We start from the raw sequence: 21,186 nt of genomic DNA, 5'->3' as shown, positions 1-21,186 counted from the left end.
ACACTGTCATCGATACGAGACCATTGAAGGAGTTCAAAAGGGCAGAAGATCGGAAACGGCTCGCTTGAGGCGGGCCGGGAGTGACTTTGGGTTGGGGCGGACAACACAAGGTGAGTTTGTCATGAACGCAGATTCGAACAACACGTCCATCGCGGCGGCATGCGGCACGCCGCGTCCGCGCTCGAATGGATCACGCAGTCTTTGGCTGAGCCTGGCAGGCGCGCTGCTTGCCGTTGCAGCCGCAGTCTCGGCAGTCCCGCGTCCGGCGCATGCCGAGGAGATGCAGAGCGCGCCGTCCTTCGTCGACAATTTCTCGAACTTCGACCGTTCGCGCTGGTTCGTCTCCGACGGCTGGAACAACGGCAATCACCAGAACTGCACATGGTCGAAGGACCTTGTCCGGCTTTCCGACGGCGTGCTCTCGCTGAGCTTCGAAAAACGCAAGCTGAAGGATCGCGAGTTCGCCTGCGCCGAGGTCCAGACCAAGCAGCGCTACGGTTACGGCGTCTACGAGGCGCGGATGAAGACGGATACCGGATCCGGCCTCAACGCCGCCTTCTTCACCTATATCGGGCCGCAGGACAAAAAGCCCTGGGACGAGATCGACTTCGAGGTCCTCACCAAGGACCCGACGAAAGTCCAGGTGAACAGCTATATCCAGGGCAAGCCGAAGAACGGCAAGCTGGTCGATGTCGAAGGCGGCGCCGACAAGGGTTTCAACGATTACGGCTTCGTCTGGGAAAAGGACCGGCTGCGCTGGTATGTCAACGGCAAGCTGGTCAACGAGGTGACCAATCCGGACGAACTGCCGACCAATCCGCAAAAGATATTCTTCAGCCTGTGGGGCAGCGACAAGCTGACCAACTGGATGGGCGCCTTCGCCGATCCCGGCCGCAAGGTGACGATGGAGGTCAAGCGCATCGCCTTCACCGCTTTGGGCCAGCCGTGTCAGTTCCCGGAATCGCTGGCATGCAGCATAAGTAACAGCAACTAGGCATGATCCCCCAAACCGGGAACCGGTTTTGGGATAAGATCATGCGCGACATCCGGGCCCACGAAGGGCCTGGGGGACATCTGAACCGGCCGGGCCGCGACGCGGCCCGGCCTTGAACAGGAATAGAACCGAATGAACTTGACGGTGTTTGGAATTGGCTATGTCGGTCTCGTCCAGGCCGCTGTGCTCGCGGAGGTCGGGCACGAGGTGGTGTGCGTCGACATCGATGAAGCGAAGGTGGAGCGGCTCAATCAGGGCTTCATCCCGATTTTCGAGCCCGGGCTGGAGGCTCTCGTCAAGGAGAACCACGCCGCCGGCCGCATCCGCTTCACCACAGACGCCGCCGCTGCGGTCAAGCATGGCCAGATCCAGATGATCGCGGTCGGCACGCCGCCCGGCGAGGACGGCTCTGCCGACCTGAAATACGTGCTCGCCGTCGCCGAAGCCATCGGCAAGGAGATGGACGCGCCCAAGATCATCGTCGGCAAGTCGACCGTGCCGGTCGGCACCTGCGAGAAGATCAAGGCAAGGGTCGCCGAGACGCTGAAGGCGCGCGGCCGCGAGGACCTGAAATTCGACGTCGCCTCGAACCCGGAATTCCTCAAGGAGGGCTCGGCCGTCGCCGATTGCATGAAGCCGGACCGCATCATCGTCGGCACGTCCAGCGAGGACACCGAAGCGGTGATGCGCGAGCTCTACGCGCCGTTCAACCGCAACCACGAGAAGATGATCGTGATGGACGTGCGCAGCGCCGAGTTCACCAAATATGCGGCCAACTGCATGCTGGCGACCAAGATCAGCTTCATGAACGAGATGGCCAATCTCGCCGAGCAATTGGGCGCCGACATCGAGGAGGTGCGCAAGGGCATCGGCTCGGATCCGCGCATCGGCTACCACTTCATCTATCCCGGCCTCGGCTATGGCGGCTCCTGCTTTCCCAAGGATGTGCGCGCGCTGATCAAGACCGCCGAGGGCGTCAAGTTCGACGCCAAGCTGCTGCGCGCCGTCGAGGAACGCAACAACGCGCAGAAATCGGTGCTGTTCGACAAGGTCAACCGCTATTTCCAGGGCGCTCTCAAGGGCAAGACCTTCGCCCTCTGGGGGCTGGCCTTCAAGCCGAACACCGACGACATGCGCGAGGCCCCGTCGCGTACGCTGATGGAAGCGTTGTGGGCCGCGGGCGCCAAGGTGCAGGCTTATGATCCCGAGGCGATGCAGGAATGCCAGGCCATCTACGGCCTGCGCGAGGATCTGCTCTTGTGCGGCACCAAGGAAGCGGCGCTGCGCGGCGCCGACGCGCTTTTGATCTGCACCGAATGGAAGAGCTTCCGGGCGCCTTCCTTCGACGCGCTCAAGGATGCGCTGACCACGCCGGTCATCTTCGACGGCCGCAACCTCTACGATCCGAAGGTCATCGCGCGCTATGGCATCGAATACCATTCGATCGGCAGGATGGCGGCATGACGGTGGCTGCGGTGAGTTTCCCGCCGAACGGTTCCGGCGACCAGCAATGGGCCTCGACAGTGATGGGAGGCCGACAATGATGAGAGGTCCGGCAACGATCCTGCGCGTTTCGCGAAAGGGTTCGATCCGATGGTGATGGATGTTCAGCCCGAACAAATCGCCAACGAGCATTTCGATCTCGTCGTCATCGGTTCCGGTTTCGGTTCGGCCTTTTTCCTGCATGAGTTCCTGAAGCGGCGCAAGGCGCGCGTCCTGGTGCTCGAATGGGGCCGCCACAACACGCATGAATGGCAGCTCAGCCAGAACGCCAACACCGACATAGACGACGAAAGCACCTACAAGACCGACAATGCCGACAAGCCGTGGAACTACACGATCGGCCTCGGCGGCGGCACCAACTGCTGGTTCGCGCAGACGCCGCGCTTCCACCCCAACGACTTCAGGCTGAAAAGCACCTATGGCGTCGGCAACGACTGGCCGATCAGCTATGACGAGTTGGAGCCGTTCTACTGCGATGCCGAGGAAGTCATGTCGATCTCTGGCGACCCCGACATGGCTCGCATGCTGCCGCGCTCGCGGCCGTTCCCGCAGCCGCCGCACCGCATGTCGACGCCGGACCGGATGATGAAGGCGGCGCAGCCCGAGCAGCATTTCGTCATGCCGACCGCCCGTGCCCGCGTGGCGACGGCGCAGCGCACCTCGTGCTGCGCCAACCTCAGATGCTGGCTCTGCCCGGTCGACGCCAAGTTCACCGTGAACAACGGTTTGATGCACGTCTTCCAGCACCCCGACGTGTCGGTGTGCCTGGGCGCCGAGGTGCGCCGGCTCGATCATGCCGGCGGTTCGGTCCGCGCGGTCGACTTCGTGCGCAACGGCAAGGACTATTCGGTCAGCGGCGATCTCGTCATCCTCGGCGCCAATGCCATCCAGAGCCCGGCGATCATGCTGCGCTCCGGGCTTGGCGGCGAGTTCGTCGGGCTCGGCCTGCACGAATCCTATGGCTGGAACTACGAGGTCTATCTCGACGGCGTCGACAATTTCGATGGCTCGACCATCACCACCGGCTTGAATTTCGGCCTCTATGACGGCCCGCATCGCGCCGAGCACGCTGCGGCGCTGGTCTATTTCGAAAACCGCTGGCAGCATGGCATGCGCGCCGACAAGGGGCGGCTGAGGCAAGTGCTGCCGCTGGTCATCGTCACCGAGAACCTGCTCGACCCGGAAAACCGCGTGGTCCTCGACAAGGACGAGAACGCCTTCGTCAGCTTCAAGGGCGCGTCCGACTATGCGACCAAAGGCATGGCCAAGGCGCTCGAGCGGCTGCCGTCGCTGCTCAAGCCGCTGCCGGTCGAGCAGATCTTCGATCGCGGCATCAGGCCGACCGAATCGCATGTGCAGGGCACCTTGCGGATGGGCACGGGCCCGGCCGACTCGGTGGTCGACCGCGACATGATCCACCACCAGCTCCGGAACCTCGTCGTCGTCGGCACCAGCACCTATCCGAGCTGTTCCTGCGCCAACCCGAGCCTGACCGCCGCCGCGCTTTCGTTGCGGGCGGCGAGCCGGCTGGCATGAGGGAGGGGCCGATGAAAATCACGCGACGCGCTGCACTCGCCGTTGTTGCCGGCGGCATCGCTTCGACCGGCATTGCCGCCGCGGCCGTATCGTCCTTCTCGGATGAGGATCTGGTCCGCGTCACGCTCGAGAAATATTTCGGGCCGCTCAACATGCGCATCGAGCATCTCCAGCAATTCGTGCTCGAATTCCGCAACCGCAACCCTTGGGTGTTCCCGAGCGACAAGCTGGCGGATGCGGTGACGCTTCTGGAGACCGTGAGGCTCGACAAGGCACGCGAATTGCTGCCCAGGCAGAAGCAGCAGGATGTCGGGAATTTCGAGCGCTGGATCATCGCCGAGTTCCACATGCTGACCGACTATGCCTGGCGCAGCTCGCCCAACGATCCGATCCGCTTCACCGGCTGGCATCCATGCACCAATCCCTTTGCCAAACTCGACCAGCAGAGTGCCTGAAACCGCCCGGCGGACATGCTCGCAGCCGGGCCAAGAAAAAAGTGACAAGGAGCCGAGCCCATGAAAGTTCTTTTCGCAGGCGGTACTGGCTACACGCCCCAGTTCAGCGGCGGTGTCCAATCGAGCACGCATCACCTTGTCGAGCAGCTGATCGAGCACGGCCATGAGGCCTCGGTGCTCGCCGCCCTGTTTGGTCAGGGCATGTTCGGTTACAAGGCGCGCGCCAAGATGAAGCTCCTCGGCCAGCCTGCCGTGATCGACAGCTTTCCGGGCTACCCGGTGGTGCGTGCCTGGTTCCCCTGGGAGGCTGCGGCTTTCGCCGTCAAGAAAATGCAGCCGGACGTCGCCGTCGTGCAGTGCCACAACTCCGTTCCGGTCGGCAAGGCGCTGCAGGCCGAGGGCGTTCCGCTGGTCGTCTATCTGAGAAATGTCGAATTCCACGAACTGGGGGGCGACCTTCGCGAGCTCGATGCGGCGCGATACATCGCCAATTCCGAGTTCACGGCGCGCACCTACAAGCAGGAGTTCGGCATCGATTCCACGGTGATCCCGCCGACCATCAATCCGGCCACCTACAGCACGCCGACGACTGGTGAGTTCGTCACCTTCATCAACCCCTATGAGGAAAAAGGCTTTGACCTGGCCGTGCGCATCGCTGCCGCCTGCCCGGAAATCCCTTTCCTGTTCGTCGAGAGCTGGAAGCTCGATGACGACCATCGCGCCCAGATCGAGCGGACCATCGCGCCGCTTTCCAACATCAGGCTGGAAAACCGCACCAGCGACATGAAAACCGTCTATGGCCGCACCAGGATCCTGCTGGCGCCGAGCAAATGGGAAGAGGCCTGGGGCCGCGTCGCGTCTGAAGCCCATTGCAGCGGCATTCCGGTTGTCGGTTCGCGGCGCGGGGGCCTGCCCGAGGCGATCGGCGCAGGTGGCGTGGTGCTGGACTATGACGCGCCGCTTGAGGACTGGGTCGGGTCGGTCAGGCGGTTGTGGAACGACCGCCAGGACTATGAGCGGCTCTCGCAGGCGGCGCTCACCTTCTCGCAGCGCCCCGAACTGGATCCCGACCGCCAGTTCGCCACTTTCTTCGGCCTGATCGAGAGGGCGGCGCAGCAGCGCTCCCGGCGGGCTGCATAGAGACCCGAAAAGTGGGGACCTCGGAGAAGATCATGCTCCGATAAAGAGTTGGATCAGCATGCCGATTGAACGAAACGCCGTGCTGGTCCGGAGCGACTCCGGAGAATTGCGTACGCTTTCTCGACTACGCAAAGGCTAGATGCGTAAGATTTTACTTACGCAGGCCTTTTGACGCGGCTTTTCAGCATTTCATAGCCGCGTGCGCCCAGCAGGGCGCGCACTGCCGCTTTCGCGACCTTCTTGCGCCCGTCAGGCGAGTTGGTCTGTCTGAGCCGGGCAGGAAGGTTGCGAGCCGTCTGCTGAAGCGCCGGCAGCGACAGCGCGTCGGGAAAGCTCACAATGTTGGTCTCGACGCAGAGCACCGGCTTGCCCGACAGCTTGGCGATCCTGAGCGCCTGTTCATGCTCGCTCTCGATGAACAGTATGGCGTCCGATTTGCGGTAGAAATCGGCCTTGAAGCTGCCATGCGCGCCGAGCCGCTGCCGCTCGGCCTTGCTCGGCAGGTCGAGCATGATGAGATGGTCGTATTTGATTTCGTGCTTCGCGAGCCATGCCTCGGTCAGCTTGCGGTACTTTTCCAGCCGGCTGGTCACCAGCCAGCCGATCTTGCGCGTCGGCCCGAGCAGCGGCCGCGCCTCGGCGAGGAATTTCTCGTAGACCGGGCCGTCGTCATTCTCCTCCTCGGTCGGATCGAGGCAAAGCACGCCGTCTATGTCGACGCAGCATTGCTCGAGGAAGACGTGGTGCATGAAGTTCCACTGGAACATCCTGGGATGCGGCACGACCTCGAAGACGATGTCGGTTTCCTTGTGCTGCGACAGCAGCCCGAACACGGCTGCGTAGACGAAATCGCCCTGTATGCCGGCAGCCGCGATCTTGCTGCGCGCATCGCGCATGGCGTTGCCGCCGCTGACGCTGTCGTCGATCACCAGGATCTTGCGCATTTCGGAATGTTGCCGGTCAAGCGCGGCGCGGCGCTTGGTGATCCCCGACGTGTAGATCTTGCCGGCGAGGAAGCTGTCGAGATCGGTCATCGGAATGTTCGCCGTCAGGCTTACCAGCGTCGCGGCGAGGATGCCGCTTCTCGGCACGCCGACCACCAGGTCGATGTCGCGCGGCAGCCGGTGCAGGTTCCGCGCGATCGCGTCGTTCATGTCTGAAATCGATCGGTAATTCATGCTGTTGCCTTACCCTCAAAAATCACCGGTTTGCGGTTGTCCCGGCAGCTGCCGGAATGCCATTTCAGTTGTGCCGCCAACGTCATTTCGCCTCGCTGGTCGCGGGGGAAAACCCGCGCGCCGGGATCAGCCGCAAGGCCTCCCGAAGCGCCTCGCGGCCGGCGCCGAAGGCGAGCGCCACGATGATAGTGACGACATAGGACAGCACCGCGCCGCCTGCCAGCGCAATCACGGGCTGCGCAGGCAGCATCGGCTTGGCGAGCCAAACCAGCGCCAGCGCCAGATGCGCGCCGAGCACGAACGGGGTCGCCGCCCGCAGCACGTGGCTGGCCTTGAGCGGTCCGGTCTTGCCGACATAGAGCCAGAGGAAAGGCGTCCGCAGATATTCGCTGACCGCGTAGACGATCGCGACGCCCAGCGCGCCATAGGGCAGGCCGATGGCGAAGGCCAGCACCGAGGTCACGGCGGTGATGATGCCCCAGCGCATGAAATCGCCCGAACGGCCCTGGCTGACGAACAGCCACCCGGCCGGATTGTTGAGCGGCTGCAGCAGGCCGGCGAAACCCAGCGCCAGGAAGATGCTGGCGCTCTCCCGCCACTGCTGGCCGAGCACGAAGGGAATGAGCGTATCCGACATGGCGGTGGCGAAGGCCACGCCCGGCAGCGCCACCAGAAGGATCAGCGGCATGACGCGCAGATAGGCGCTGCGGTAGCGGTCCGGCTCGTCCTTCAGCCGCGAAAGCGCCGGCACCATCACCTTCGACAGCGGATTGGTGATCTGGCTGAGCGGGAAGAGCAGCAGCTTGTAGGCGCGGTCGTAGAGGCCGAGCTGCGCCTCGCCCCAGTATTTGCCGATCAGCACGTTGTCGAGGTTGCGGGCAAAGAAATTGGCGAAGTTGAAGCCGGTGATGCCGGCGCCGAAATGGATCAGCTGGCTGATGCCCTCGACCTTGCGCGGCAGCCCGGGACGCCAGCGCGAGGAGGCCCAGTAGCAAAACGTCGGCAACACGGCGCCGGTCAGCGTGCCGGCGAAAAGCGCCCAATAGGAGCGGTCGATGAAGGTCCACGCGATCGACACGGCAAGGCCAAAAACGGCGCTGGCGACGTCGATGATGGCGAGCCGGGTGAATTCCATGCGGCGCGTCAGCAGCGCCAGATGCTGGGCGCCGAGGCCGTAGGCCATGATCTGCAGGCCGAACGCGGCAACCAGCCCGGTCACGCGCGGCTCGCCGTAGAAGGCGGCCACCAGGGGAGCCGCCGCGGCAAGCACGCAGGCCAGGATCGCGCTCACCGCCGTGTTGATCCAGAAGAGGTAGTTGACCTCCTCATGCCGGATGCCGGTTTTCTGGATCGTCGCCTGGGTCAGGCCGAAATCCTGGAACAGTGCGATGAAGGCAAGCACCGGCGCGCACATCGCCACGACACCGAAATCCTGCGGCGACAAAAGCCGCGACAAGACGATGACGGAGACGATCTGGGTGGCGACCCGCACGCCCTGCGCCATCGCTGTGACGACGGCGCCGCGCCCGACCGATCTGCGCAATGAGCCCTCGGGCGGATCGAATGCACTGGTTTCCAAATTCAGGAATCCCTGTTTTTGCATCCGGCCCGACATCGTCGCGACCGGCGCCCGCCGCCATCCACAAACTACCGCAAGAGGTTTTTGCAGCGCAACAAAAAATATGTGTCGTTTGCTACGCTGCACCAAAAATGTTGCGATGCAGCAAAAGCTGTACTAGCATCCTCCTTGGGTGGCGGGCCCAACTGCGGTCGAGTTTCATGCTGCATGTCTTGTACCTTGTGCATGACGTATCCGACCCGGCGGTGCGCCGCAGGGTCAAGATGCTCAAGGCAGGCGGTGCCAGGATCACCCTGGCGGGTTTCCGCCGCACTCCCAAACCGGTAGCCGAGATCGAAGGCCTCGATCCGGTCGACCTCGGCCCGACGCGCGACGGCCGATTCGCGCAGCGCATCGGCGCTGTCGCCAAGGCCGCCATGTCGATCGGCGGCAAGCTCGCGGGCGTGGCGCGACCCGATCTGATCATTGCGCGCAACCTCGAGATGCTGGCGCTCGCCCGCCGCGCGAACCAGGCCTTCGGCGCCGGCGTGCCGATCGTCTACGAATGCCTGGATATCCATCGGCTGGTGTTGCGCAACGACCTGATCGGCAGGACGTTGCGCGGTGCCGAGCGCCATCTCACCCGCGACGTGAAGCTTCTGGTGACCAGCTCTCCCGCTTTCATCGCCAATTATTTCAAGCCGTTCGGGCAAATTGCCGCACCAGTCGAACTGATCGAGAACAAATATTTCGACACCATGCCGGTACCGGCCGACAATCCGCCAGAGAAGGACGGCCCGGCGGCGCCGCCCTGGCGCATCGGCTGGTTCGGCGCGCTGCGCTGCCGCCGCTCGCTGGAACTCCTGGCCGAATTCACCCGCCGGCAACGCGGACGCTTCGAAGTGGTGCTCCGGGGCCGTCCGGCGCTGTCGGAATTCCCCGATTTCCATGCCTTCGTCGAGGCCGAGCCCTGGCTTTCCTTTCGCGGTCCCTACCGCAATCCGGAGGACATGGCGGCGATCTACCGCGAAGTGCATTTCTCCTGGGCGATCGATTTCTTCGAGCAAGGCCAGAATTCCGAATGGCTGCTTCCCAACCGGCTCTACGAAGGCTGCCGCTTCGGCGCCGTGCCGATATCGATGGCGAGCACCGAAACCGGCCGGTTCCTCAAGCAGCAGGATATCGGCGTGCTTGTGTCGGAAGCCACGCCCGAAGGGCTCGACACCGCGCTTGGCCGGATGGGACAGGACGGTTTCGGCAAGCTGAAGTCGCGGGTGCGGGCCCGCAATCCGAGGACCTGGAGCTACGACCGCGGCGATTGCCTGGCTTTCGTCGACAAGCTGCGCGCGTTGACCGCCGTTCGCGGAACCTTCGCGACCGGGGCGCTGGCATAGGATGGCTGAGAATGGACAAAAGCCGATGACGCGGACCGCCGCATCAAGCCTGATCGTTATTCCGTGCCTCAACGAGGCCGCCCATATCGGCACGCTGCTGGGGCAATTGCGCCCAGCCGCGGCGCGGCTTGGCGCACGCATCGTCGTCGCCGATGGCGGCAGCACTGACGGCACGCAAGCCATCGTCGAAAGGGTCGCCGCCGAGGATCCCCGGGTCCTGCTGCTCGCCAATCCGAAGCGCATCCAGAGCGCCGCCATCAACCTGGCGGTGGCGACGTTCGGCGACGGCGCCGATTATCTCATCCGCATCGACGCGCATGGCGGCTATCCCGCCGATTATTGCGACAGGCTGATCGAGGAAGCGCTTGCCACGGGCGCCGATTCGGTCGTCGTCTCGATGCTGACCAGCGGCACCGGCGCAATGCAGAAGGCGGTTGCCGCGGCGCAGAATTCCAAGCTCGGCACCGGCGGCTCGAAGCATCGCCACATGTCGGCGGGCGAATGGGTCGACCACGGCCACCATGCGCTGATGCGCATCGCCGCCTTCCGGGCGGTCGGCGGCTATGACGAGAGCTTCAGCCACAACGAGGACGCCGAGTTCGACCATCGCCTCCGTCAGGCCGGCTACCGTATCTGGATGAGCGGCAGGACGCAGATGGTCTATTATCCGCGCTCCACGCTGAAGGGGCTGTTTTTCCAGTATCTCGGCTATGGCCGCGGCCGCGCTAAAAACGTGCTGAAGCACCGCATGATGCCGAAGCTGCGGCAGATGATCCCGCTGCTGGTGTTCCCGGTGGTGCTGCTGGCGGTCTTGTCTCCGATCTTCGTGCTGGCGGCCGTGCCGTTTCTGATATGGGCGGCGGTCTGTCTCGGCTATGGCGCCGTGACCGCGATCCGCCAGCGCAATCCGGCCATCGCGCTGGCCGGCGTGTCGGCGATGGTCATGCATTTGGGCTGGTCCATGGGCTTCTGGCTGCAAATCCTCGGCCCGCAGCCGTCGCGCGAGGCGGCGTGATGACTGCAGACAAGAACCGCAGCATCGACATCTGCATCTGCACCTTCCGCAGGGCGGAGCTTGCCGACACGCTGCGCTCCATCGCCGCGTTGGAGAGGCCCGCCGGCTTCGAGATCGGCGTAGTCGTCGCCGACAATGACGACGAGCCGACGGCGCGGTCGCAGGTGAAGGCCATGGCGCAGGAGCTGAAGCTGCCGATCCGCTATCGCCACGCCCCTGCGCGCAACATCTCCATCGCCCGCAACGCCTGCCTCGATGCCAGCGTATCGGACCTCGTCGCCTTCATCGACGACGACGAGACGGCTTCGCCGGGCTGGCTTGTCGAGCTCGTCGCGACCGCTGAGGCGACCGGCGCGACGGCCGTGCTCGGCCCGGTTCGCGCGACATATCGCCAGGATGCGCCGGACTGGATGCGCAAGGGCGACTTCCACTCGACCTTGCCCGTCTGGGTGCGCGGCGAGATCCGCACTGGCTACACCTGCAATGTCCTGCTCAGGATGACCGAGGAAAGCCTGCGCAACCGGCGCTTCAGCCTGGCGCGCGGCCAGACCGGGGGCGAGGACACCGAATTCTTTGACGGCGTGGTCAAGTCCGGCGGATGCATTGCCTTCGCCCCGCGGGCCTTTGTCGACGAGGTGGTGCCGCGCTCGAGGGCTGCCTTCGAGTGGTTGCGCCGCCGCCGCTTCCGCTTCGGACAGACGCATGGCCACCTGATCGGGCGCAATGCCGGCGGTGTGCGCCGCATCAGTCAGGTCGGCCTCGCTTCGGCCAAGGCGGCCTACTGCTTCGGCATGGCGCTTTTGACCGCGGTCAGCCCCGTGCGGCGGAACCGCAGCGTGCTGCGCGGCATTATGCATGTCGGCGTCGTCAGCGGGTTGGTCGGCGTCCGCGAAATCCGCCAATACGGCCTGAACCCACAGGAAGGGGACAAGCGTGCAGCCTGACGTCAGCTTCGTCATCGCCGCCTATAACGCCGAGGCGACCCTCGACCGGGCGATCGCCAGCGCCATGGCGCAGCGCGACGTCGCGATCGAAATCATTGTCGTCGACGACCGGTCGCGCGACCGCACGCTCGATATCGCGCGCGCCTATCCCGAGGACATCGTGAAGGTTGTCGCGCTTCCCGCCAACCGGGGTCCGGGCGGCGCCAGGAACGCCGGGCTCGATCTCGCCCGCGGCCGATGGGTGGCCGTGCTCGATTCCGACGATGCAATCCTGCCCGGCAGGCTGGCGGCCATGATCGCGCGGGCGGAAAAGGCAGGCGCCGAGATCGCGGTCGACAATGTCCAGGTCGTGCGCGAGGACGGCACGCCCGACGACATCATGTTCCCGACCAGCTATCTCGAGGAACTCGCCGAAATCTCTCTCGCCGACTACATCGCCGGCAACGTGGTCTTCGAGTCGCGCTTCAACCTCGGCTACCTGAAGCCGATCTTCCGGCGCGGTTTCCTCGACGAAAACCGGCTTCGCTACGACGAGGATCTGCGCATCGGCGAAGACTACATTCTTCTGGCGAGCGCGCTGGCGAAGGGCGGTCGCTGCGTGGTCGAGCCGACCGTCGGCTATGTCTACCACATCCGCACCGGCTCGATCTCGCGGGTGCTCGAATTGCACCATGTCGAGGCGATGGCCAAAGCCGACGCAGCCTTCGCCGCCGCGCATTTCATGGACGATGGCGCCAAGGCGGCCTTCGCCAGGCGCGGCCGCAGCCTGCGCAAGGCGGCCTCGTTCTTGTCATTGGTTCAGCACATCAAGGCGCGTGCGCCGCTCAAGGCGATCCGCACGGCGCTCAGCGATCCGGCCGCGGTCAGGCATATGTCGATGCCGATCGCGGTTCGACTGAGAAGGGTTGCGGCACAATTTGCCGTGGGCATGGGGAGGTGAAGCATGCGGGCGCATGGAATGCGGTTTCATAGCCAGCGATAGTAAAAATCGATCTCCTCAGAAGGAATAAGCAATGCAGAAAGTCAGGAAGGCTGTCATACCGGTGGCGGGGCTCGGAACGCGGTTCCTGCCGGCGACCAAGTCGATGCCGAAGGAAATGCTGCCCGTCGTCGACAAGCCCGTCGTGCAATATGCCGTCGACGAGGCGTTCGAGGCCGGGATCGAGCACATCGTCTTCGTCACCGGCCGCAACAAGGCGGTCATCGAAGACTATTTCGACCTGCATCCTGAACTGATCGGAACGCTCGAGCAGACCGGCAAGAAGGCGCAGCTCCAATCGCTGGAGAGCCTGCTGCCCGTGGCCGGCGCCACCTCCTTCATCCGCCAGCAGTCGCCGCACGGCCTCGGTCATGCCGTATGGTGCGCGCGCGACGTGATCGGCAACGAGCCGTTCGCGCTGCTGCTTCCCGACATGGTGTCCTTCGGCGCGCCGGGCTGCCTCGCCGAAACCGTCGATCTCTACCAGCGGACCGGCGGCAACGTGATTGCCGTCGAGCGCTGCGATCCCTCGGAAACCGGCAAATACGGCATCGTCGGCCGCGGCGCCGAGGTGGCCTCCGGCTTCGAGGTGACCGCCATGGTGGAAAAGCCGGCTCCCGCCGCCGCGCCGTCGAACTTCTACATCAACGGCCGCTATATCCTGCAACCGGAGATATTCGGCCTGCTCGGCACCCAGCAGCGCGGCGCCGGGAACGAGATCCAGCTCACCGACGCCATGGTTCGCCTGGCCGAGAGCCAGCCCTTCTATGCCCAGCCCTTCAACGGCCGCATGTTCGACTGCGGCTCCAAGGAAGGCTTCATCGAGGCCACCATCGCCTTTGCTCTGGCGCGCGACGACATGAAAGGACCTGTCTTCGAAATGCTGCAGCAGTTCGTCCGGTCGCACGAGCGCCGGGAAGTGGCCGCATAATGCCCATTTTTTGGGTGCATATGCGAAATCGCGATGGCGCGACAGCCGCGCAAGCGCTTGGCCTTCCTGGCCAGGCGCCCCGTGGCACGGATGTTGCGTGGTCTTTTCTGGTAACGACGCCACTCTTCGAAGGCCGGTAGCGCCTGCAACCTGGAATTGGACCGAAGATGAATTATGCCAACTTTCCTCTCGACAAGAGGATGCCATTGCCCAGCACCGAACCGGAAAAAGGTGAAGACTTCATCGACGTCGAGCGCCTGCTTGGCATGGCGGCCCGGCAGGCCAAGGTGGTGGCGGTCTGCGCCGTCATCGGCCTGTTCCTGGGCGTGATCTATCTCCAGACGACGCCCAAGCAATACACGTCCGTTGCCAGCGTGCTGATCGACGAGGGCCTGAACAAGGTCGTGGACGACATCTCGGCGGTCAGCACCACGCAGCAGACGGACGCGACGATCCTCAGCCAAATCGAGATTCTCAGCTCCGCGCGACTGGCCTCGGTGGTCGTCGACAAGCTGAAGCTCGACCAGAACGACGAGTTCATGAACCCGCCGCAGTCGGCTTTGGCCAAGGGTGTCGGGTTCCTGCGCGGTATCGTCGCCTATTTCCGCGGCAGCTCGGCCAGCGAACTCCCCGGGATCGAGAATGTGGATGCCGCGACGCGCGAAGCCATGATGAAGGCCGCGACCCATGACTATGCGGTCCTCGTTCTGCAGACCGGATTGATGGCGGATCGCAACGGCCGCAGCAACGTCATTACGTTGGGTTATCAGTCGACGAATCCGGCCCTCGCCACGGCCATCACCAAGGCCTATTCCGACGCCTATCTGGCCGATCAGCTCAACGCCAGCTTCGACGCCACCGAGCGTGCGGCCGTCTGGTTGCAGGGCAGGCTGACCGAGCTTCGCCAAAGCTCGCAACAGGCCTCGATGGAGGTCGAGAAATTCAGGGCCGAGCACGGGCTGTCCGCAAACAGCGACGGCCAGTTGATCAGCGGCAAGCAACTGTCCGACCTCAACGCCCAGCTCATCATCGCGCAGGCCGATACGGCGCGCGCCAGCGCCCGCTATCAGCAGTACAAGGCGATCGTCGACAGCGGCTCCGAGAATGCTTTCAACGATTCCGCGATTGCATCCGATCAGCCGAGCAGCTCGGTCATCATCGGGCTCAAGACCCGTTATCTCGCCGTCTCCAAGCGGCTGCAGGATGTCGAGGCGAATTTCGGCAAGGACCACCCCCAGGCTGTGACGCTCGCCAGGGAAAAGGCCGATGTGTCGGCGCAGATCTTCGGGCAGTTGAAGCAGATCACCGAAAGCTATCGCAACGACTTCCAGGTGGCGCAGGCGCGCGAGGCCGAGCTCAGGCAGAAGATCGCGACCGCCGCCGGCCAGAGTTCGATCGACAACGAGTCGCAGGTGAAGCTGAGGGAGCTTGACCAGCAGGCGCAGGCGCTTTCCACGCTCTACCAGACCTTCCTCAGCCGCTACCAGGAAGCCTCGCAGCAGCAAACCTTCCCTGTCGGCAAGGTGCGCATCATCTCGGACGCGAACGTGCCGCTTGCCGCGTCGAGCCCCCGCACCATCAGGGTGCTGGCGCTCTCGCTGGTGCTTGGCCTTATGCTCGGCGCCGGTTTCGGCGGCCTGAACGAATTCAACGAGCGCTTCTTCCGGACGGGCGAGGACGTTCGCGACCGCGTCGGCCTGAAGTTCCTCGGCTATCTGCCGACGATCGGCGGCGGCAGGGCCAAGGAAGCGAAGCCGGACGACCTGCCGGCCGACGGCAAGGTCGCCAGCCTGTCGGCTGCCGAAAAGAGGGCGCGCATGCGGGTCAGCCTCGACGCGCCGGCCTCGATGTTCGCCGAGACGCTGCGCAACGCCAAGATCGCGTTCGACGTGGTGATGGAAGACAAGGACAGCCGGGTGATCGGCGTCATCTCGGTCCTGCCCGGCGAAGGCAAGTCGACGGTCGCGGCAAACCTCGCAGGGCTGCTCGCCGCCAACGGCGCCAAGACGCTGCTGATCGACGGCGACCTGCGCAATCCGGGCCTCAGCCGCAGCCTCGGCATGGAGACCGAGCATGGGCTGATGGAAGCTGTGGTCAACGGGCAAACCTGGCAATCGGTCGGCAAGGTCGACCGCCAGACCAAGCTGGCGATCATCCCCGCCGTGCTGCGCGGCCAGTTCTCGCACACCAGCGAGCTTCTGGGCTCGGCCGGCATGCGGCGTTTCATCGAGAACGCCAGGGAGACGTTCGAATACATCATCGTCGACCTGCCGCCGCTGGGGCCCGTGGTCGACGCCAAGGCCTTCGCGCCCCTGGTCGACGGTTTCGTGCTCGTCACCGAATGGGGCCGCACGCCGCGCGCCATGGTGCGCTCGATGCTGGAACAGGAACCCTACATCGCCGACAAGGTCGTCGGCGCGGTGCTCAACAAGGTCGAGCTGAAGAAGCTGGCGAAATACGGCTCGCTCGGCGGTTCGGAAAAGTTCTTCGACCGCTATTCGAGCTACTATCTGGAGAAGTCGGAATCGCGCGCCAAGCAGGCCGCCTAACAAAGACTCACAGCGCGTCGCCTGAATCCGCTGCAACGCGACGCGCTTAGGGTCAAAACCCCATCAGCTTAGCTGCGCCAATAGCCAAGATGGGATGGACCCATGCCGTTCGATCCAGCTACCGGAACGAGCAGGTAGCGCCAGTTCTGGACCTACTCGGATCGCGGCGCCAATGTCGGTTTAGCGCCAATTCGGACATCGGTTTGAGTGCGGGCTGGGTGGCTTGGCAGAAGTGCCAAGCGGTTCCCGCAAAGGTCCGGTTGATCGAACCTTTCCGAGCCGCAATCCCGCTGATGCTCAGGCGGCGTCAGTGGGATTTACATATGGCACGTAGCGCCGAACCTGATATTTTAGGCTTCTTCGAAAAATCCGGGTTGCACACATGGAGCGCCGGCTCACGGCGATATTCGCAGCCGACGTGGTCGGCTACAGCAGGCTGATGGGCCTCGACGAGGTGGGAACGCTGGCCGCTCTCAAGGCCCACCGCCGCGAGATGGCGGACGGCAGGATCGCCGAGCATCACGGGCGGATCGTCAAGCTCACCGGCGACGGCATGCTGGTCGAGTTCCCGAGCGTCGTAAACGCCGTCGCCTGCGCCGCCGAGATCCAGCGGGCGATGCGCGAGCGCAATGCCGGCGTGCCGGCAGAGAGCCGCATCGAGTTCCGCATCGGCATCCATCTCGGCGACATCATCGTCGAGGACAATGACATTTACGGCGACGGCGTCAACGTTGCCGCGCGCATAGAATCGATAGCCAGGCCGGGCGGCGTCGCGGTGTCCGGCTCCGTCCGCGACAATGTCGGCAACCGGCTGGACCTCGCCTTCGAGGACGCCGGCGAGCAGGTGCTGAAGAACATCGACCGCCCCGTCAGGGTCTATCATGTCGATCTCTTCGCCGGGATCGGGCAGCCCCGATCCTCGACCGTCTCGGTCGAGCTCGAGGCCGAACCCGCCGCTGGGGAAAAGCCGTCGATCGCCGTGCTGCCCTTCAACAACATGAGCGGCGACCCCGAGCAGGAATATTTTGCTGACGGCATCACAGAGGACATCATAACCGATCTGTCCAAGATATCGGGCCTGTTCGTGATCGGCCGCAACAACGTGTTCACCTACAAGGGCAGAGTGGTGAAGCTGCAACAGGTGGCCGCCGAGTTGGGCGTGAGGTACCTGCTTGAGGGCAGCGTCCGCAAGGCTGCGCAACGGGTTCGCGTCACCGGTCAGTTGATCGACGGCAAGAGCGGCGGCCATGTCTGGGCCGACCGTTACGACCGCGACCTGACCGATATCTTCGCCATCCAGGACGAGATCACGCACACGATCGTCGATCAGCTTAAGGTCAGGCTGTTGCCGGAGGAAAAGCAGGCGATCCGGCAGGCGCCGACCGAGAACGTCGAGGCCTATACCTATTACCTGCGCGGACGCGAGTTCGTCCACCGCGGCTCCAAATCCTACTACCTGCTGGCAAGGCGCATGTTCGCCAAGGCGATCGAGCTCGATCCGCTCTATGCGCGCGCCTACGCAGGCATCGCCGACTGCGATTCGTTTTTGTTCCTGCACTATGACGTAAAGGTCTCGCTCGAGGCCATTCTGGCCAACAGCGCCAGGGCCCTCGACATTGACCCCAGTCTTGGCGAAGCGCACGCCTCGCGCGGTCTGGCCCTCTCGGTCGGGGAACGATATCAGGAAGCCGAGGCCGAGTACGAGAAGGCGATCGCCGGCAACCCCAATCTGTTCGAGGCGCATTATTTCTACGCGCGCACATGCCAGGCGCAGGGAAAGTTCGAGAAGGCTTCCGAGCATTTTGCGCGCGCCGCTGAGCTCAACCCCACCGACTATCAGTCGATGCTTCTGCTCGTGCAGATCTATCGATCCCTCGCGTTGCGGGACAAGGAACTGTGGGCGGCCCGCGAGGGACTGGAACGGGCCAAGCGGGTGCTTGAAAAGCACCCCGAGAATCCGCGGCCTGCCTATATGGGCGCCAACGCTCTGGTCGTGCTCGGCGACCGCGAGCGGGCGCGGGAATGGGCGGCGCGCGCGCTCGCCATCGACCCCGACGACATTCTGACGCGCTACAACATCGCCTGCGTCCGCTGCCTGCTGGGCGACTTCGACGAAGCCTTCGCGCTGCTGGAGGACCTTCTGCCGCACGCCAATCACGAGACGAAAGCGTGGGTCAGGTACGATTCTGACTTCGCAACCCTGCACGGCCTGCCGCGCTGGCAGAAAGTGCTGGAGCTGGCGCGATAGCGCACCCGGCTGCCGCCAGGCGGCGCTGTTCTTTCTACGCATTGAGAAGGGTGCTCGCCGATCGCTCGGAATAGCGGGCATCGGGCTCGAGGCCCGGCACGTCGGGATAGAGTTCCGACTGTTCCGCCATCATCGCCGGCGCCTTCTTCGGCCGCGTCGCCCACCAAGAAATAGAGCGTCGAGTTGAGGTGAACTGCTCGGCCAGTCCGATCGCGCCATCGACCTGCTGGAACCCTACTTGCAGAAGGTGGGACGTGACATGAGAGCGTGGTTCAAGAACGGATTCGGATTTCGATCCCATCGGGACCAGAGCAGCGAAATGACAGCTCGTCACCCGAATCCGGACGTTTGAGGTGACGGGACGGAACGGCAAGAATGGGTCAACTTGCGCCGCCCCGGCTCTCCGCGTCAAAATGTCCGAGGAGGGTCCGAGCTCGGTCGTTCAAATCGGCAACTGATTGGGTTTTGACTCCAGTCCGGATTATTACGCGCCTGGGGCGAGGATTGATGCGCGACAAGGGAGACAACAGCTTCACGGATCCAGCGTTGGCCGGCGTGTCCGTGATTGCGCTCATGCCACACCATTCCCACCGCAAAGCCTTCAACGGGAAATGGACAGTCCATCACTTCAAGCTGGTCCGCAGAGCCGCGCACCAGCCGTTCCGGGACCAGCGCCACGAAGTCCGAGTGAGACACGATCTCGGGGACAAACAGGAACGACGCCGCGGAGAGCACCACGTTACGCTTGTGTCCGAGAGCAGCCAAAGCGCTGTCCAGCGGCGTCGCGAAGCTGCCCCCGTCCAAAGACACGATCACTTGCTCCAGCTCGGCAAATTCAGCGACCGTGATTCCGTCCCGGAGCCGCGGATGCTTCCGGCGGCCGATCAGCACATAGCGTTCATCGAACAGATGGCGCGTGCGAAGACCTGGCGAGGCCGCCTGCGGCGTCATCAGCGCCAGATCCACATCGCCGCGCGCCATCTGCGCTTCCAACTGCGGCACGTCCAGATTGCGGATCGCGACACGAACACCGGGCGCTCGCGTCCTCAGATGCGGCGGTGGCGGCTGGCGTGGAGCACGTGGTCTTCAGCGGGCTCGAAAATGTCGAAGCCATCACCGGCGACACCAAGTGGGCGCCGCATTTCACGGACAAGGCAAAGATTGAGGACTACATTCGCGGCTTGCCCGTCCGCAGCTCGTTTGTGTACTTGGCGTTTTACTACACCAACTTCCTGGAATACTACGTGCCGCAGGGCGGCGACCGCGGCATAACGTTCGCCATTTACTTGCCGCCGGACATCCCATGCCGTTCTGCGATCCGCTCACCGCGGCCGGCCCGGCGGTGCGCGAGATGTTTGACAATCCGGCGCGATACGCCGGCGAGGTCTTGCCGGTGATCGGCGAGTTCATCTCGGCGCAACAGATGGTGGACACGTTTGTGCAGATCACCGGAAAGGCCGCGCGCTACGCCTCTGCGTACTCGCGCGAAGACTTGCTGCGCCATTTTCCGAGCTTCGCCGGCAACGAGCATCTCGTGCGCGAGTTGGTGGGTATGGTCGAATACGCCGTCGAATATGGCTACTACGCCCCTGGGCGCGATCTGACCTGGAGCCGGAAAATCGATCCCAATGCTCTGACCTGGGAACAGTTCCTCAAGCGCAGCAAATGGCAAGGCGAGCTGCTGTCCTATGGCGCCGCCGCCGAGGCCGAGCTCGCGCCGAGCTGAGAGCGGCGATGCTGCGCTTCCTGGCGGCGTTGCGGGTTGTTTCGCCTTCCGGAGTTGCGTTGAAAACACCTGGAGCGGCCCGAACGCCAAGGCAACTCTGCCTCAATCCCGGGACGACAGCAGCCGTCCATATCTGCCGACGATCCTGAGGGCGGTCAGCCGGCCGCTCTGGAAGGCGCCCGTGTCGATGCCGAGCCGGCGCCCGTCGAGCGTTGGTGTGTCCACGATCGTGTGTCCATGCACGACCCAATGGTCGAGGCGGTGCGCCGCCGCCAGGAAATCCGACCGGATGTTGAGCAGGTCGGCCTCGTCCTGCTCCTCGAGGGCGATCCCGGGCCGGATGCCGGCATGCACGAACACGAACTCATCCGAGCAGACCATCACCGGCAGCGTACGCAGGAAGCCGATATGGCCGACAGGTATCGCCTCGCGGATGCGCTCGTCGACCTCTTCGCTTGAAGCGTAGAGATTGGCGAGGTGCGCCGGATCGATGCCATAGGAATAGAGGGTCTCCCGTCCGCCGACCGCGAGCCATGGCTCCCGCGACAGCGAGCCGTCAAGATAGTTGAGCATCGCCACTTCGTGGTTGCCGGCCAGGCACACGCGCAGGAAGCCTTTTGGCGCCGGCGCCATCAGATGCTCGAGCACGCGGCGCGAATTGGGCCCGCGGTCGATATAGTCGCCAAGCATGATGATGACCTTGCGGCCACGAAACACCTGCGCGTCGAGCAGGATCTTCTGCTCCAGCGCGCGCAGCTCGTCATAGCAGCCATGCACGTCGCCGATCGCGTAGACCACCGTGTCGCGCATATCCATCACCAGCCGTTCGCGCGGCACGGGTCGGGGTCGTCTCGATCGCTGGAACAGGCTCACGGATCGGGCTCGGCACTCAAGCTAGAGCAATTCCAGGAAAAGTGTGTAACGGTTTTCCGTCCGGAATTGCGTAAAAACAAATACTTAGAGCGGCTCAGCGATTCTATGAATCGCTGAACCGCTCTAGGATCGCGCGACGCGGAGCGCGGGCCAAGTCTCGATA

General features: G+C 63.9%; 19 protein-coding genes. 14 read left to right on the top strand and 5 right to left on the bottom strand.

The annotated features are described in order from the left end of the window. The first annotated feature begins 121 nt into the window (after positions 1 to 121). The 5 genes from EN874_RS09870 (at position 122) to EN874_RS09850 (ending at position 5,628) form a co-directional block, all read left to right on the top strand. Positions 122 to 994, top strand: coding sequence for a family 16 glycosylhydrolase (locus EN874_RS09870; RefSeq protein ID WP_127424613.1), 873 nt, complete (start codon positions 122 to 124; stop codon positions 992 to 994). 132 nt (positions 995 to 1,126) lie between these two features. Then, positions 1,127 to 2,458 (top strand): UDP-glucose/GDP-mannose dehydrogenase family protein, encoded by a 1,332-nt coding sequence (locus EN874_RS09865; protein WP_127424612.1) that lies wholly within the window; start codon positions 1,127 to 1,129, stop codon positions 2,456 to 2,458. A gap of 129 nt (positions 2,459 to 2,587) precedes the next feature. After that, positions 2,588 to 4,033 (top strand): GMC family oxidoreductase, encoded by a 1,446-nt coding sequence (locus tag EN874_RS09860; RefSeq protein WP_127424611.1) that lies wholly within the window; start codon positions 2,588 to 2,590, stop codon positions 4,031 to 4,033. A gap of 11 nt (positions 4,034 to 4,044) precedes the next feature. After that, complete coding sequence (locus EN874_RS09855) at positions 4,045 to 4,488, top strand: hypothetical protein (protein ID WP_127424610.1); 444 nt, start codon at positions 4,045 to 4,047, stop codon at positions 4,486 to 4,488. Between the two features lie 60 nt (positions 4,489 to 4,548). Next, entirely contained in the window at positions 4,549 to 5,628 is a 1,080-nt protein-coding gene (locus EN874_RS09850) for a glycosyltransferase (protein WP_127424609.1), read from the top strand. Positions 5,629 to 5,783: 155 nt separating this feature from the next. Here the strand turns inward: EN874_RS09850 and EN874_RS09845 are convergent, their stop codons facing one another. Together EN874_RS09845 and EN874_RS09840 are read right to left on the bottom strand one after the other, a co-directional pair. After that, the gene (locus tag EN874_RS09845) at positions 5,784 to 6,806 is read right to left on the bottom strand and encodes a phosphoribosyltransferase (protein WP_127424608.1); all 1,023 of its coding nucleotides are present in this window, start codon (positions 6,804 to 6,806) and stop codon (positions 5,784 to 5,786) included. Between the two features lie 82 nt (positions 6,807 to 6,888). Further along, positions 6,889 to 8,385: a lipopolysaccharide biosynthesis protein gene (locus EN874_RS09840; protein ID WP_127424607.1), complete on the bottom strand. Its 1,497-nt coding sequence runs from the start codon at positions 8,383 to 8,385 to the stop codon at positions 6,889 to 6,891. A gap of 200 nt (positions 8,386 to 8,585) precedes the next feature. Here EN874_RS09840 and EN874_RS09835 point away from each other — a divergent pair, with 200 nt between their 5' ends. From EN874_RS09835 to EN874_RS09805, 7 genes are all read left to right on the top strand, one after another. Beyond that, on the top strand, positions 8,586 to 9,758 hold the full coding sequence (locus EN874_RS09835; protein ID WP_127424606.1) for a glycosyl transferase family 1: 1,173 nt from the start codon (positions 8,586 to 8,588) through the stop codon (positions 9,756 to 9,758). 25 nt (positions 9,759 to 9,783) lie between these two features. Then, positions 9,784 to 10,773: a glycosyltransferase family 2 protein gene (locus EN874_RS09830; protein ID WP_127424605.1), complete on the top strand. Its 990-nt coding sequence runs from the start codon at positions 9,784 to 9,786 to the stop codon at positions 10,771 to 10,773. Beyond that, positions 10,770 to 11,717 (top strand): glycosyltransferase, encoded by a 948-nt coding sequence (locus EN874_RS09825; protein WP_127424604.1) that lies wholly within the window; start codon positions 10,770 to 10,772, stop codon positions 11,715 to 11,717. The genes EN874_RS09830 and EN874_RS09825 overlap by 4 nt, the downstream gene beginning before the upstream one ends. After that, a complete protein-coding gene (locus EN874_RS09820) occupies positions 11,707 to 12,657 on the top strand; it encodes a glycosyltransferase family 2 protein (RefSeq protein ID WP_127424603.1) in 951 nt (316 codons plus the stop codon). The genes EN874_RS09825 and EN874_RS09820 overlap by 11 nt, the downstream gene beginning before the upstream one ends. Before the next feature lie 73 nt (positions 12,658 to 12,730). Beyond that, entirely contained in the window at positions 12,731 to 13,627 is an 897-nt protein-coding gene (locus EN874_RS09815) for a UTP--glucose-1-phosphate uridylyltransferase (protein WP_126086232.1), read from the top strand. Positions 13,628 to 13,794: 167 nt separating this feature from the next. Further along, a complete protein-coding gene (locus EN874_RS09810) occupies positions 13,795 to 16,176 on the top strand; it encodes a polysaccharide biosynthesis tyrosine autokinase (protein WP_127424602.1) in 2,382 nt (793 codons plus the stop codon). A gap of 382 nt (positions 16,177 to 16,558) precedes the next feature. Next, positions 16,559 to 18,424: an adenylate/guanylate cyclase domain-containing protein gene (locus EN874_RS09805; RefSeq protein WP_127424601.1), complete on the top strand. Its 1,866-nt coding sequence runs from the start codon at positions 16,559 to 16,561 to the stop codon at positions 18,422 to 18,424. Positions 18,425 to 18,458: 34 nt separating this feature from the next. Here the strand turns inward: EN874_RS09805 and EN874_RS09800 are convergent, their stop codons facing one another. Further along, a complete protein-coding gene (locus EN874_RS09800) occupies positions 18,459 to 18,797 on the bottom strand; it encodes a hypothetical protein (RefSeq protein ID WP_127424600.1) in 339 nt (112 codons plus the stop codon). Between the two features lie 35 nt (positions 18,798 to 18,832). After that, on the bottom strand, positions 18,833 to 19,426 hold the full coding sequence (locus EN874_RS09795) for a LysR substrate-binding domain-containing protein (RefSeq protein WP_245513542.1): 594 nt from the start codon (positions 19,424 to 19,426) through the stop codon (positions 18,833 to 18,835). A 56-nt stretch (positions 19,427 to 19,482) separates the two neighbouring features. On the opposite strand from EN874_RS09795, the gene EN874_RS34365 reads away from it, so the two are divergent. Next, positions 19,483 to 19,821 carry an NmrA family NAD(P)-binding protein gene (locus EN874_RS34365; protein ID WP_348631814.1) on the top strand — a complete coding sequence of 113 codons (339 nt, stop codon included), beginning with the start codon at positions 19,483 to 19,485 and terminating at the stop codon, positions 19,819 to 19,821. Continuing rightward, positions 19,728 to 20,150, top strand: a complete 423-nt coding sequence (locus EN874_RS34360; RefSeq protein WP_245513550.1) for a hypothetical protein — start codon at positions 19,728 to 19,730, stop codon at positions 20,148 to 20,150. The genes EN874_RS34365 and EN874_RS34360 overlap by 94 nt, the downstream gene beginning before the upstream one ends. 102 nt (positions 20,151 to 20,252) lie before the next feature. Here EN874_RS34360 and EN874_RS09785 read toward each other — a convergent pair whose 3' ends face one another. After that, on the bottom strand, positions 20,253 to 20,987 hold the full coding sequence (locus tag EN874_RS09785) for a metallophosphoesterase family protein (RefSeq protein WP_348631724.1): 735 nt from the start codon (positions 20,985 to 20,987) through the stop codon (positions 20,253 to 20,255). Positions 20,988 to 21,186: the final 199 nt, after the last annotated feature.

This window comes from Mesorhizobium sp. M1D.F.Ca.ET.231.01.1.1 (assembly GCF_003999155.2).
GTDB lineage: Bacteria > Pseudomonadota > Alphaproteobacteria > Rhizobiales > Rhizobiaceae > Mesorhizobium.
This window is presented reverse-complemented; position numbering and strand designations above follow the sequence as displayed.

Excerpts from the sequence above, each read along its gene's own strand:
- EN874_RS09870 (WP_127424613.1), top strand. The coding sequence starts at position 122 with ATGAACGCAGATTCGAACAACACGTCCATCGCGGCGGCATGCGGCACG.
- EN874_RS09865 (WP_127424612.1), top strand. The coding sequence starts at position 1,127 with ATGAACTTGACGGTGTTTGGAATTGGCTATGTCGGTCTCGTCCAGGCC.
- EN874_RS09860 (WP_127424611.1), top strand. The coding sequence starts at position 2,588 with ATGGTGATGGATGTTCAGCCCGAACAAATCGCCAACGAGCATTTCGAT.
- EN874_RS09855 (WP_127424610.1), top strand. The coding sequence starts at position 4,045 with ATGAAAATCACGCGACGCGCTGCACTCGCCGTTGTTGCCGGCGGCATC.
- EN874_RS09850 (WP_127424609.1), top strand. The coding sequence starts at position 4,549 with ATGAAAGTTCTTTTCGCAGGCGGTACTGGCTACACGCCCCAGTTCAGC.
- EN874_RS09845 (WP_127424608.1), bottom strand. The coding sequence starts at position 6,806 with ATGAATTACCGATCGATTTCAGACATGAACGACGCGATCGCGCGGAAC.
- EN874_RS09835 (WP_127424606.1), top strand. The coding sequence starts at position 8,586 with ATGCTGCATGTCTTGTACCTTGTGCATGACGTATCCGACCCGGCGGTG.
- EN874_RS09830 (WP_127424605.1), top strand. The coding sequence starts at position 9,784 with ATGACGCGGACCGCCGCATCAAGCCTGATCGTTATTCCGTGCCTCAAC.
- EN874_RS09815 (WP_126086232.1), top strand. The coding sequence starts at position 12,731 with ATGCAGAAAGTCAGGAAGGCTGTCATACCGGTGGCGGGGCTCGGAACG.
- EN874_RS09810 (WP_127424602.1), top strand. The coding sequence starts at position 13,795 with ATGAATTATGCCAACTTTCCTCTCGACAAGAGGATGCCATTGCCCAGC.
- EN874_RS09805 (WP_127424601.1), top strand. The coding sequence starts at position 16,559 with ATGGAGCGCCGGCTCACGGCGATATTCGCAGCCGACGTGGTCGGCTAC.
- EN874_RS34360 (WP_245513550.1), top strand. The coding sequence starts at position 19,728 with ATGCCGTTCTGCGATCCGCTCACCGCGGCCGGCCCGGCGGTGCGCGAG.